The sequence below is a fragment of the Methanothrix harundinacea 6Ac genome, assembly GCF_000235565.1.
Classification (GTDB): Archaea; Halobacteriota; Methanosarcinia; order Methanotrichales; family Methanotrichaceae; genus Methanocrinis; species Methanocrinis harundinaceus.
In genome coordinates, this window is sequence record NC_017527.1 from 638,437 (window position 1) to 651,520 (window position 13,084).

A 13,084-nucleotide genomic window follows, 5' to 3' on the forward strand; every position below is an offset into this window, starting at 1 on the left:
ATTCGAGCCGCTGCCGCAAGATCTTAGTATATCCAGGGATATTAATTTCTAGGGAGGATTTTATCATGATCGAAGAGGACAGGGACGCCCGGACCTGGGCTACCCTCTGCCATCTGAGCGCCCTCTTGATGCTCCTGGGGGTCCCCCTGGGGAACGTCCTGGGGCCTCTGGTGGTCTGGCTCGTCAAGAGAAACCAGCACACCTTCGTCGACGACCAGGGGAAGGAGGCCCTCAACTTCCAGCTCTCCGTCACCCTCTACTGGGTCCTGGCGGGGATCCTGGTCTTCCTGTCGGTCGGGTCCATCGCCTTCTTCTGGCCCGCCGCTCATCCCGGGATGATCGACTTCTGGAACCCGATGGCCATGCCCTTCGCCATGATCTTGGGCTTCCTCCTCATCTTCGGCCTGCTGGCCTTCTCCGTCATCTTCGCCATCATAGCGGCGATCAGGGCGAGCAACGGCGAAGCTTATCGTTATCCCCTCACCATAAGGGGGGTTAGATAGGGTAGGTGAGGGCGGAGGGGTCCCGAGAGCGGTTGGTCGAATGGAGATCGGTTCTGGATGGTCGAAGAGGGGATGACTTTGGAGGACCCGTTGGATGGGATAAGGGAGCGGGTGGCGAGGGAGCCCTACTCCCGGATCCTCGGGATAAGGCTTGTGGATCTCGGCCCCGGCTGGGCGGTGACGGAGATGGACTGCACCGAGGAGATGGAGGACCTCCTGGGGATGACCCATGGCGGAGCCCTCTTCTCCCTCGTCGACGAGGCCTTCGGAGCCGCCGGAAACTCCCGGGGGAGCGTCGCCCTCGCCCTCAACGTCCAGATCACCTTCGTCGCCCCCCCCTCACCCCGGGAGATCCTCCGGGCGGAGGCGAAGGAGATCAAGCGAGAGGGGAGGATCTCCAACTTCGAAATCCGCGTCAAGGGCGAGGCCGGCCGGATCGTGGCGATGGCTCTGGGGACGGCTTACGTCAAGGGCGAGGAGCTCTAGCCCTATTTATTCCTCATTTGAATTTATTTGATTTGGGAGGGGATCACTTGATCCCCTCAAAGCACCTATCGAGGTGCTCGGATTCAGGAGGCTTCGTTGCGAGGCTGACGACGACGGTCGCTACGAAGGCGAGGGGCAGGGCCACCACGATCGGGTCGACGACGGGCCAGGGCATCGATGTTATTAGGACGTCCCTTCCCAGGATCATCTTGGCGATCCCCAGGGGAACCGCCTCCTTCTGATGGACGAAGACCAGCCAGAAGAGGCTGACGACGGTCCCGGTGACGAGGCCAGCGATCGCTCCGGCCCGGGTCGCCCTCTTCCAGAAAAGGGCGCAGGTATACATGGGGAGGAAGGCGGCGGCGCAGAGGCCGAAGAAGATCGCCGTACCGGGAGCTATGATGCTGGGGGGGAGGAAGTATCCCAGGATGACGGCCACCACCACGGCGATGATGATCCCGATCCGGGTTATCAGGATCGACCGACCGCCCCTCGTCCCGACGACGGTCTCGTAGACGTCCCTACCGATCGCCGTCCCCTGGGCGTGGAACTGGGAGCTCAAGGTCGACATCGCCGCTGCAAGGAGGGTGAGCATGAAGATGTAGACGAACCAGCTGGGCATAGCCGTGTTTATATAGACGGGGATGATGCTGTCGGAGTTTCCAGCGGCTGCAGCTATAGCTATGACGCCGTCCCTCTCGAAGAAGTAGACGTTGGAGAGGGCACCGACGACGAAGGCGACCCCCGTCATCATCAGGATGAAGACCCCGCCGATGAGGACCGCCCTGTTCAGCTCCCTGCCCGACTTCACCGTCATGAACCTGACGACGAGCTGGGGCATCGCCAGAACCCCGATGCCAACGCCGAGGACGAGGGTAGATACGAGGGTCCACCACCATGCGGACCCGGCGGCCGGCATAGCCGTCCAGCCCAGATGTCCCATGGCGGCGAGGTTTGCGGGGACGAGGGCCGCGAGGTTCGTCAGAGCCTGGTGGGCTTGTGTGATCCCTCCGAGATGGCTATAGGTCATCACCAGGAGGAAGGCCATCCCAACGAACATTATCGTCGCCTGGAAGGCGTCGGTGTACATTACGCCCTTGAGGCCGCCGATGACGACGTATGCGGCTATGATGAGGGAGAAGAGCATAAGGGCGAGGTTGAAATCAATGGCCAGGGTCGTCTCGATGAACCTTGCGGCCCCGATCAGGACGACAGAGGCGTACATCGGCATCCCGACGAAGATCACAAGGCCGCTGAAGTACTGGATGAACCTGCTCTCAAATCTCCTCGCCAGAAGCTCCGGGAAGGTCATAGCCGAGAGGTTGTAGCCCATCTTCCTCGTCCTTTTGCCGAATACGACAAAGGCGATGAATATCCCGACGAAGATGTTCAGGAAGGTGAGCCATAATAGCCCCATACCGAAGAGGCCTGCGGTGCCGCCGAAGCCGACGATGGCGGAGGTGCTGATGAAGGTCGCACCGTAGCTCATGGCCATGACGTAGGGGTGGATCTTCCTTCCGCCTACCATATAATCCTCGGAGTTGCAGGTCTCCCTCCATCCCTTATACCCCAGGTACCCCACCGCCAGAATGTAGACGAGAACCAGTATGTTGAGATATACTATGTCTATCAAAGCCCCAGCTCCTTATCGTCCATTCTAGCTTCCCCCTTCTCCCAGGAACATTCCTCACGAATTTCCTCGGCTTCCGTCTCCTGCCCTCTGTTCCAGTTGGCGAGGCCGTAGGCCACGCAGAGGAGAGCGCTCAGAACGGATAGGAGATAGACCCCCAGGATCCACGGATCGTTTATGCCCAACATGGTATCACCAAATACCGAAAGCTCGAAGATCTCTCTCGTTTAAGTGATAGCACGTTTCATACTACCACGTTATTAAAGATAACGATCGAACATTATGAACTTTCGTATAAATTTCTATCGAGACGGAATGGATCCTGGGGCGGGGGTATGATGGTCCCGGCTCTAATTGAGCCTCCAATTGCCTGCCGTCCCCATCCACGATCTTTGAAACGCTCCCCATCCCCCATCCCCTGGGGAGATGGGGGGGTGAAAAAAATATTTTGCCGGCCGGGGGATGGGGGGCCAACCCACGGATCAGCCGTTCCCCAGAACCGCTCCCACAGGTCCGGTCCTCAAGATCCTCAGCTGAGCTCCGAGGTGCAGTGGGAGCAGCGGGTTGCGGCCAGGGGGATCGTCTCCTTGCAGTAGGGGCATTCCTTGGTGTTCGGGGGTGCTGCCTCCTCTTTCCTCTTCATCTTGTTCACCTGCCTCACCATCAGGAATATGACGAAGGCGACGATCAGAAAGTCGATGATGGTGTTGATGAAGAGGCCGTAGTTTATGGTGGGCGCCCCGGCCGCCTGAGCCTCGGCGAGGGTGGCGTAGGAGGTTCCGGAGAGGGATATGAAGAGGTTTGTGAAGTCGACTCCTCCCAGGAGCATCCCCACCGGCGGCATGATTATGTCGTTGACGAGGGAGGTTACGATCTTTCCGAAGGCCAATCCCAGGATGATGCCGATAGCCATGTCCAGGACGTTCCCCTTCATGGCAAATTCCTTGAACTCTTTAATCATTCCCATATTCGTTCACCTTCTGAAAAGCTGATCAAATTGTCTCCGCAAAGGTTATTGGATCTGTTGCCATATAAGCGTATTCATCGTCGCCGTCTCCCCATCCAGGCCGAATTAACCCCTCGGCTCGGCCGGACCAGCCCTGGAATACAATTAAAATTAGTATGAGAAATGCCTTAAAGATCGCCCCTCAACTGAAGAGGAAAAAAGGCTGAGTCTTCGGCCCCGCACCCTCGAGGCGGGAGAAGATCCGGATTATTGATATACGCCGAAATCGTAAGCACCTTCATGCAGGCCAGATCTTTATCCTTCACCTTTCTTGTGATGGCGGTCCTCTCGGCCGGAGCCGCTCCCCTTCCGTCGGCGGAGGCGGGGGAGGTCGGCGGGATGGACCTGACGGACCTCCCCGAAGAGTCCCGGAGCCTCGTGGAGTTTGCAGACCGGGCCCTCGAGTACGTCCGGGAGAACGGCCGGGAGAGGGCCCTGGAGGAGTTCAACGACCCCAGGGGCCAGTTCGTCGTCGGAGACCTCCGCTACGTCTTCGCCTACGACTCCAACGGCACCTGTCTAGCCCAACCCTTCAGGCCGGGGTCGGTGGGCAAAAACCAGATCGACCTCAGGGATGAGAACGGGTTTCTCTTCGTCCAGAACCTCAATCGGCTGGCCTCCCAGGGCGGTGGCTTCGCCTACTACGTCAGGCCCAACCCCCTCCACCACGACAGCCCCGAGCTGAAGCTCTCCTACATCGCCAGGGTCGACGACGACTGGTGGCTCGGAACTGGAGTCTGGCTATCGGACGTTTCGGCGGTCTTCAGCGCCGATGCTCGCCTCGATCTGGTGAGGTTCGTCGACGGGGCGGTCGATTACGCCCGGGAGAACGAGAGAAAGAGGGCTCTTGAGGCGTTCAACGACAGGAACGGCAGCTTTGTAGACGGCAACCAGTACCTCTTCGCCTACGACTTCGACGAGAACCGGGTCCTAGCCCACCCCTTCCAGCCGGATCTGGTGGGGAAGGTCCGACGGGGGGGGCTGGATATCTACGGGTTCGCCATGGATCCCTCCGTTGAAACCGGTCTGGGCGGCATAAGAGAGGTGGCTATAGACGGAACGGGCCTCGTCTACTACATGTATCTCGATCCGGCGAGGGATACGACCCCCGCCATCAAGCTCGGGTACGTGAGGGCCGTCGACGACGACTGGTGGCTCGGCTCGGGGATCTATCCGGCTGAGGGCGACCAACTCGGAGCCGAAGGCGCATCTTCGTCCTATCAGCCACCAGCAACGAAAGAGGAGCTGGCGGCCTTCGTCGAGGCTGCGGCCTCCTTCGCCCGGATCTTTGGCAGGGATCTCGCGACGAAGGACTTCATGGACCTCCAGGGGCCCTTTGTGCGGGGAGACGTCTACATCTTCGCCGCAGATTTCAACGGTACGAGCCTCGCCCTCCCCTTCCTCCCCTCAGCGGTCGGGACCAACCGCCTCGACCTTCAGAACTCAGAAGGGGTCCGCATCAACCGGGAGATGAGAGCCATCGCCGAAGACGGGAGCGGCTTCTTCGAGTACCTCTGGACCAACCCCCTCACCGGCGGGGAGGAGCCGAAGACGAGCTACGTGACGAAGGTCGACGACGGCTGGTGGCTGGGGGCAGGGATCTACCTCAGGGATGAGGAGAGGGCGACAAAAGCGTGAGATAGGAAAAAACGTCGGATCTGAGGCCCACCTTCTCGGCGTCAAAGGTGAGGACCTTATTTTTTCCTTGGAAGTTTCAATAGGTGCTTTCTTATACACACCATTTTTTTAATGAGATGGGATTTGCGAATTTAATCAGCATTCTCCAGCCGGAGTAGGTGGATTCTCCCCGACGACTCGCCGGCTACAATGGTGGCGCCATCGGGCGCTATGGCGCAGCAAAGGATCGGACCGTCGGCGGTGAAGGTGGCGATGACTTCGCCCTTCCCCAGGTCCCATACCTTGAGGGTCTGATCATCGGAAGCAGATACCGTTTTTTGACCGTCTGGGGTCACCACTACAGCGTTGACCCAGTCTGAATGACCTTTCAGGGTCCGCAGCTCTTCTCCCCTCTCGAGGTCCCACACCTTGAGGGTCCGATCATCGCAAGCCGATATCGCTTTTCGACCGTCGGGGGTCACCGCCACCGCACTGACCGAAGCTGAATGACCTTTCAGGGTCCGTATCTCCTCGCCCTTTTCCAGGTCCCACACCTTGAGGGTTTTATCACCGGAAGAAGATACAGCTTTTCGACCGTCGGGGGTCAAAGCCACCGCGCTGACTGAAGCTGAATGACCTTTCAGGGTCTGCAGCTCTTCTCCCCGCTCGAGGTCCCATACCTTGAGGGTCTTATCACCGGAAGAAGATACAGCTTTTCGACCATCGGGGGTCACCGCCACCGCGTTGACCCAATTTGAATGACCTTTCAGGGTCCGCAGCTCTTCTCCCCGCTCGAGGTCCCATACCTTGAGGGTCTGATCACCGGAAGAAGATACAGCTTTTCGACCGTCTGGGGTCACTGCCACCGCTCTGACCGAAGCTGAATGACCTTTCAGGGTCCGTATCTCCTCGCCCTTTTCCAGGTCCCACACCTTGAGGGTCTGATCACCGGAAGCAGATACAGCTTTTCGACCGTCCGGGGTTACTGCCACCGCACTGACCGAAGCTGAATGACCTTTCAGGGTCAGTATCTCCTCGCCCTTTTCCAGGTCCCACACCTTGAGGGTCTGATCACCGGAAGCAGATACAGCTTTTCGACCGTCTGGGGTTACTGCCACTGCTCTGACCGAAGCTGAATGACCTTTCAGGGTCAGTATCTCCTCGCCCTTTTCCAGGTCCCAGACCTTGAGGGTGTTATCGTATGATCCCGATACCGCCCTCCTACCGTCCGGGCTGACCGCTACCGCACTGACCCAACCGTAATGGCCTTTCAGGGTCCTTATCTCCTCGCCCCGTTCCAGGTCCCAGACCTTGAGGGTGTTATCGTATGATCCCGATAACGCCCTCCGCCCGTCGGGGCTGACTGCCACTGCACTGACCCAATTGGAATGGCCTTTCAGGGTCCTTATCTCCTCGCCCCGTTCCAGGTCCCAGACCTTGAGGGTGTTATCGTATGATGCCGATACTGCCCTCCGACCGTCAGGGCTGACCGCCACCGCGTTGACCCAACTGGAATGGCCTTTCAGGGTGCGGAGGAGGGGGGTTCCCGGCGGCATCAGGTTCGGGGTCAGGGGGCGGATCCAGGGTTCGTCTCCTTTCTCCCCTGCCCCATCGAGCAATGCCTGTATCGAGGAGGAGGGCAGAGCCATCAGACGGCCCAAGATCTGGCTTGCGAGCTGAGCTTTGTCGACGGAGATGACGTGAGCCGAAAGCCGGAGAGCATCTCGAACAAGGACCGCATCAGGATCGGTGAGAAGATCGTAGTCCACCAGAAGGGAGGGGACGTCTGTGGCCGCGAGCTTCGCCTTGATCCAATTGAAATCGAAGAGAAGAGCCCGCAGCTCATCTTCCTGCCCCGCCTCTTTCAGATGGCGGGCAAGATGCTGGAAGAAGTAGCCGTCTTTGGGGCCTTCGGCCCAGGCACTGGGGGATCTACTATTATTTAAATACTTCGCACTATATGACTCCAGAAGTTGGTCGTGGAGAGTCTTCAGGTCTCCAGCCTGCTTTCTCACGTAGTCGAACGTGAGGTCGTGGAGGCTGAGGCGGCCTTCGTCGTCCCTCAGAAGCAGCGACCGATCGACCAGGAGCTTGATCACCTCGGGAGGAGTGAACTCTTTTCCTTCCCAGAAAGTCTGGAGCGCTGCCTCCGGGATGGGGATATCCTCTGGAAATACGGCCAGATCGAGGTATCGGGCCCGAAACTCCGGCTCCAGCGCATCCACGCTGACTTGAATGGCCTTCAAGAGGTCTGGATAGGGATAATCCGGGAACTGCTCTCTGATCTTCTCCAGATCGGCGTTTTGTAGCCTCTCCAGCGCGACTGTCCATAGATCCGGCATCCCCTTGACCATAGCTCCCACCATGGCCAGTGCCAGAGGGAGGTTCCCGCACTCCTTTGCCACTTCGAGGGCCAGAGAAGGCAGCTCTTCTTTGGATTGGCCGGTCCACTTTGCCAGGAGCGACAGAGCTTCGTCGTCGTCCAAAACGCCCAGCCTGTGCTCCTGGGCGTCGAGGGCTGTGATTATCTTCGCGTCCCGGGTGGTGATCAGCATCTTGGAGCCCGATCCCAGGATGTTGAACCCTTCGACGTGCTCGACGTTCCAGACGTCGTCCAATATTATAAGACAGACCTTATCGGCCAGAAGGCTGCTGAGATGAGATTTGCCCTCCTGGATATCGTTGAAGGCATGGGGGACGTCCCCCAGCATCACCGCTAGGTCGGACTGCCTCTGGAGGAGCTTAGGATTTATGCCCAAGGTCAGCCACAGGATACCGTCGGGAAAGGCCCGCTGCGTCTCCTCATCACGGGCCACCGCCGCTGCCATCACCGACTTTCCTATCCCGCCCATGCCATGCAATCCGACCTTGGATGCTCCGGTGACCACCACTGGTTCGTCGGCTTTGGCCAATATCAAGTCCTTTATCTTATCGAGATCGTCAGGACGGGGCAGGAAGTGGGGCGGCAGCTCCGGGACGTTGATAATCTTGGTTTTTGGCTTGCTCCTGTCGGATTCGTCCCCACTAGTCTTCTTTCTTAGCCATCCTACAATTTTATCTTTAATTTTACTCAGCATGTGGTATGTCCATTCGATCAGAGCGAGCGCTGCTGTTAGAATCGCAATTATTACTGCAATTATTTCATAAGAAATATCATAACCAAAAATATTCAAATAACCGCTGGAAATGCTTTTGACGATATCCGATACCATACTCCCATTCTGCCCATCGTCTCCAGCTTCGATCTCCTCGGCTTGGGATGAGGGCTTGCTGTCTATGATCGCCGGCTCATCGCTGGCATAAGCTGAAGACAGCACCAGTGCCAGCACCAAGAGAAGCCAGAATTTCATCTTTCCAAGATCTGCATCTTGCTATTACTTGAAAAATGCTGCGTTGGTATAAAAATTGAAGGATCCGAGGTCCTCCCTTCTCGCAGTCGAGATCCGCTGCATCGAAGGGTTGGACCCCGGATCTCTCTCCACAGCGGTTTGCGCCTACCTCCACTCCGGGGGGAAGGCGACGCAAACGACCCCGCGCTTCTCGCACTCCTCGTTGAAGATCTCCACCGCCTCCCTCGCCGGAAGCCCCTCCGCCTCAAGCTCTGCGACCCACTCTCTCGTCACGTTCGAGAAGGCCGCGTGCCAGCGCGCCTCCTCCTCGGGCGGGAGGGAGGTGAAGACGACCCCGCTCTCGTTCAGCTCAGCGATGATACTGTCGTAGGTCCCTTTCGTCATCCCGCCCGTTGTCCGGTAGGGGTTTTCGCAGACCTCCTCGATGATCCCTTTGAGGTCCTCGGGGGTCCTCTCCCAGGCGTCCTGGTTCATGAAGAGCCCCTCGCCGACGCAGCCGAAGGTGACGAGGGTGCAGTGGCGGGCGACCCCATCGAGGCCGAAGGGCTGGATCATGGAGGGGCAGGTGACGATCCCGTCTATCGTTCCATTCTCCATCGCCACCCGGACGGCGTCGAGGGGGATGAAGACCGGGACCGCCCCGAGGGCCTCGATGCACCTGGTCTGGAGGCCGCCGGGGGTTCTGATCCGCAGACCCGCGACGTCTTCGATCGTCTCGACCGGCTCATTCGTCCAGAGGTGGGAGTTGACGCAGGGGTTCACCTCCAGAACCTTCACGCCGGCGAACTCCCCCCTAAGGGCCCGGCCGTAGACGGCTCTTCCGATCTCCGTCGCCGTCTCCTTCCCCTCGATGGTCGCCGGGAGGGATAGGACGTCGGATAGGGGAAACCGTCCCGGGGTCCAGGTGAGGGTGGCGTACCCCATATCGGAACGGCCGGAGGCGACGATCTCGTAGTGATCGGGCCCCGACCCGAGGGCTCCGACGTCGAATAGGTTGCAGGAGATCCTGCCGCCGCTCCTCTCCTCCAGGGCCTGGAGGACCGGGAGCCAGACGGTCTGGACCTCGAGGCTGTCGTGGAGGTGCCAGGTGCTGAAGTTTATGCTCATCCTCCCCCCATCCTCCGGGAGGTCGGAGGGGTTGATGGTGCCGATCCCGCCGGCGACGAAGAGGCAGGCCAGGAGGATCGCCGATGGTAATCTCAAGCTCCTCATTCTCATGCTCCTCCTCCAGGTCCTCTCACCCTTTCAACCTGTTCATCCAGATGGGCGGGCTTGGGCTCTGCCGCGTGTCTCCGGTCCGGACTCGTCCGGCAAGGTCCGCCCTCATAAGCAGCTATCCCTCTCCCCATGCCTCCCTTATCTCCTCCGGAGCCGGTCGGCCTCCGCCCCCAGGATCCTCTCCAGGATGGCGAGGGCGCAGGCGTAGGTAGCCTCGATCCCCTCGTATCCGAGGCTCTTGCTGAGGAGGCTCGCCCTCTGGCTGTAGGGGGTGTCGGAGGCGTAGTGGAGGATTCCCAGGTCCAGATTGCCCCCGCCAGGGCGCCCCGAGATCTCGCCGCCACCGACCTTCCCTGGCATCCGTTCCCGGAGGGCGGAGAGGTAGGGGCCTGCCTCCATCTCGATGCTGTTGTAATCTTCCCGTTTGAACTCCTCCATCATCTCCCGGTTGTGGAGGAAGGTGCCCCTCACCGTCACAGCCTTCTGGTCGTCGAAGACGGCCGCCTCCCGGAGATGGCCCCTCACCTCTGTAAGGGTGAAGCAGTTCTCGAACTGGAAGAGCCGTCCTGAGTGGACGTCCCAGACGGCGGTCGGGATCATCACGTCCCCCAGGCGGCCGTACATCGTCGCCGCCTTCCCCATGACGTAGACTCCCCGGAGGTCCGGGAGGGCGAGGATCACCTCCGAGAGGAGGCGGTGGGCGGCGAGGCCCAGGGGGTAGTCGACGTTCAGGATCAGGGCCCGGCTCTCGGCGAGGGTGGAGGCGCCCCTGACGGGGAGCCGCCCGTCGATCCGGTCGGGATCGAGCCTCCCGATCTCGACGATCTGAGCCCGGAGGTCGAAGAACCTCGACCTCTCGTACCGCCGGATCCCCACCCCCTCCTCGGCGGATCGGAGGGCGGCGGAGAGCCTCCCGCCGGACCGGAGATATCCCTGGGCGGAGTAGTAGAGGAGGTCGTCGACGAAGGCGGGGTCGTCGTCTCGGAAGATCTCCCACCTCTTCCTGAGCCGCGGGTCCCGGAGGGCGAAAGCCAGGATCTCCTCCCGGTTATCGGCCACAAATCCGGAGAGGAGGTTCGGGAGGCTGTGGTCATTGCTGGAGACGAAGTAGACGGGGCGACCTCTGGCCCCCAGATCCCGAAAATGTTGGAGGAGCTCCTCCAGCCAGGAGGCTATGGGGACCCGGCCACCGCCGGGGAGGGCCGGGGCGAGCTCGAGGGTGATATCCTTGGGTCCTCTGGCGATGGCCGAGAGCTTCTCCCTCCATCCCTCCCCCCAGGTCTTCGTCATCATCTCCCAGTCCTCCCTCGATATCCTCAGCACCCGTCTCGCCTCCTCCCCTGAGCCGGGCTCGGGGCTCTTCGATATCCCCCTTCCTAGGTCGGAGCCGGCGAGCCGTGCGTGCATCTTGTTCCACTCCATCTGATAGCAGGTGAGGGCGGGGACGAGGTCGTCGAGGTCCGAAGGGCTGGATATGGCGGCGGCAAGGATCGATCGCCCGTCGAAGAGGGTCAGGCGGCGCCGGGAGAGGGCCCGGACATGCCGGCAGAGGGAGGGCTCGATCAGCCCCGAGGATCGGAGGGCCTCGTCGCCGTCCCCCATCACCACCCTATCGACCGCCGCCATGCAGTCGGGAAGCCTCCTCGCTGAGTAGAGGAAGGCGGAGGCGTCCACCTCGCCGGAGGGGGCCAGGTGGTGGAGGCTCGATCCCATCCTGGCATGCCCTTCCTCCAGGAGGCGGAGCCTGAGGGGCCCCCTCCTCAGGAGGTCGCGGTAAAGCCTGACGTGATCCTCGATCGGCCCGTCCTTCAATCTCATCCCCGACCGCACCCTTTCAATGAACGAACCGCTCCAGGTCTATCAGCAGGAGGAGGGAGAGGAGGGCCATAGCCCACATCGCCGGGGGCACCTGTCCCCTCTTGCCGCAGGCCGCCTTCAGGACTGTCCAGCTGAGGCACCCCCAGATTATCCCCTGGGTTATCGAGTAGGTGAGGGGCATCAGGAACATCGCCAGGAAGAAGGGGATGGCGTCGTCGAGCCTCTCCCACCGGACCCGGACGAGGGGCCTCAGCATGAAGACCCCCACCAGGACTAGGACCGGGGCCGTCGCCAGGGGCGGGACGAGGGCCAGGAGGGGGGATAGGAATAGGAACGGCAGGAAGAGGAGCCCCGCCACCACCGCCGAAAGGCCCGTCCTCCCCCCCTCCTGGACCCCGGCGGCGGACTCGACGTAGCAGGTGGCCGGGCTGGTCCCGAGGAAGGCGGAGGCGATCACCCCCAGGGCGTTCGCCTTCAGGCTTCTGCCGAGGTTTCTGGGGTCCCCCTCCTCGTCGATGAGGTTTCCCGCCTCGCAGACCCCGACGCAGGTGGCGAGGCTGTCGAAGAGGCAGGACGAGAGGAAGACGAAGATGATGGGCCAGAGGGCGATCCTCAGGGGACCCCAGAGGTCGAGCCGGAGGAGGAGGCTGAAGTCGGGGGAGGCCCACCATCCGCTCGCGATGGAGGGCGGGCCCATCCCCAGGGCCGCCTCCATCCCCCAGGCGAGGAGGGCGGTGGCTCCGATCCCCAGGATGAGGCTTCCCCGGACCCTCCTCACCATCAGGACGGCGGTGAAGATGAAGCCGGCGAGGAAGGTGAGGGTAGCGGCGTTGATCTTCCCCCAGCCCATTACCCCGCTCTCCAGGGGGAGGACGAACCCCGCGGACTGGAAGCCCAGGGATGCGATGAAGAGGCCGATCCCTCCGGCGAAGCCGTACCGGAGCATCGGAGGGACGGCCTCGAGGATCAGCTTCTTTCTGTCGAGGAGGGTCAGGAGGAGGAAGATCGCCCCGGCCCAGAAGACGCAGCCGAGGGCCGTCTCCCAGGGGACGGCCTCCACCTCCACCACGGTGTAGGCGAAGAGGTAGTTGATGCTCATCCCCGGAGCCACAACAATCGGGTTTTTGGCGTAGACCCCCATCAGGATGCTGGAGAAGGCGCTGACGACGACGGTGGCGGTCAGGACGGCGCCGTAGGGGAGCCCCGCCTCCGAGAGGACGGCGGGGTTCACGAGGATTATGTACATCGTCGCGAGGAAGGCGGTGGCCCCCGCCAGAGCCTCGGTCTTGATATCGGTCCCGTTGTTGTAGAGGTCGAAGATCCTGGAGATCCTCGTCGTCAAGTCCAGTTCCATCCCTCCCATCCATCTTTGCCGATCCGATCCGCGCCGATCCGATCCGCTTCTTCTAGTTCTCTTCCGTCCCCCGAAGTTAAGACGGTTTTGACCCGGGCCGAT

10 protein-coding genes are annotated in these 13,084 nt (G+C 60.9%); 3 read left to right on the forward strand and 7 right to left on the reverse strand.

The annotated features are described in order from the left end of the window. Nucleotides 1–65 precede the first annotated feature (65 nt). On the forward strand, nucleotides 66–503 hold the full coding sequence (locus MHAR_RS03205) for a DUF4870 domain-containing protein (RefSeq protein WP_014586182.1): 438 nt from the start codon (nucleotides 66–68) through the stop codon (nucleotides 501–503). 57 nt (nucleotides 504–560) lie between these two features. After that, entirely contained in the window at nucleotides 561–989 is a 429-nt protein-coding gene (locus tag MHAR_RS03210; protein WP_014586183.1) for a PaaI family thioesterase, read from the forward strand. A gap of 43 nt (nucleotides 990–1,032) precedes the next feature. Here the strand turns inward: MHAR_RS03210 and MHAR_RS03215 are convergent, their stop codons facing one another. The 3 genes from MHAR_RS03215 to mscL all read right to left on the reverse strand — a co-directional run bounded on the left by MHAR_RS03215 (nucleotide 1,033) and on the right by mscL (nucleotide 3,580). Next, entirely contained in the window at nucleotides 1,033–2,619 is a 1,587-nt protein-coding gene (locus MHAR_RS03215; RefSeq protein WP_048144788.1) for a sodium:solute symporter family protein, read from the reverse strand. Beyond that, entirely contained in the window at nucleotides 2,619–2,807 is a 189-nt protein-coding gene (locus tag MHAR_RS03220; protein ID WP_014586185.1) for a symporter small accessory protein, read from the reverse strand. The genes MHAR_RS03215 and MHAR_RS03220 overlap by 1 nt, the downstream gene beginning before the upstream one ends. A 341-nt stretch (nucleotides 2,808–3,148) precedes the next feature. Next, the gene (gene mscL, locus MHAR_RS03225) at nucleotides 3,149–3,580 is read right to left on the reverse strand and encodes a large conductance mechanosensitive channel protein MscL (RefSeq protein WP_048144789.1); all 432 of its coding nucleotides are present in this window, start codon (nucleotides 3,578–3,580) and stop codon (nucleotides 3,149–3,151) included. Between the two features lie 285 nt (nucleotides 3,581–3,865). Here mscL and MHAR_RS03230 point away from each other — a divergent pair, with 285 nt between their 5' ends. Next, a complete protein-coding gene (locus MHAR_RS03230; RefSeq protein ID WP_048144790.1) occupies nucleotides 3,866–5,263 on the forward strand; it encodes a cache domain-containing protein in 1,398 nt (465 codons plus the stop codon). 131 nt (nucleotides 5,264–5,394) lie between these two features. On the opposite strand, the gene MHAR_RS03235 is transcribed toward MHAR_RS03230, so the two are convergent. The 4 genes from MHAR_RS03235 to MHAR_RS03250 all read right to left on the reverse strand — a co-directional run bounded on the left by MHAR_RS03235 (nucleotide 5,395) and on the right by MHAR_RS03250 (nucleotide 12,991). After that, complete coding sequence (locus MHAR_RS03235) at nucleotides 5,395–8,154, reverse strand: NB-ARC domain-containing protein (RefSeq protein ID WP_228369600.1); 2,760 nt, start codon at nucleotides 8,152–8,154, stop codon at nucleotides 5,395–5,397. Between the two features lie 582 nt (nucleotides 8,155–8,736). Next, nucleotides 8,737–9,810 carry a TRAP transporter substrate-binding protein gene (locus MHAR_RS03240; RefSeq protein WP_143763254.1) on the reverse strand — a complete coding sequence of 358 codons (1,074 nt, stop codon included), beginning with the start codon at nucleotides 9,808–9,810 and terminating at the stop codon, nucleotides 8,737–8,739. Nucleotides 9,811–9,948: 138 nt separating this feature from the next. Continuing rightward, nucleotides 9,949–11,628 (reverse strand): DUF6909 family protein, encoded by a 1,680-nt coding sequence (locus tag MHAR_RS03245; protein ID WP_014586190.1) that lies wholly within the window; start codon nucleotides 11,626–11,628, stop codon nucleotides 9,949–9,951. Between the two features lie 16 nt (nucleotides 11,629–11,644). Then, the gene (locus MHAR_RS03250; RefSeq protein WP_048144308.1) at nucleotides 11,645–12,991 is read right to left on the reverse strand and encodes an NCS2 family permease; all 1,347 of its coding nucleotides are present in this window, start codon (nucleotides 12,989–12,991) and stop codon (nucleotides 11,645–11,647) included. Nucleotides 12,992–13,084: the final 93 nt, after the last annotated feature.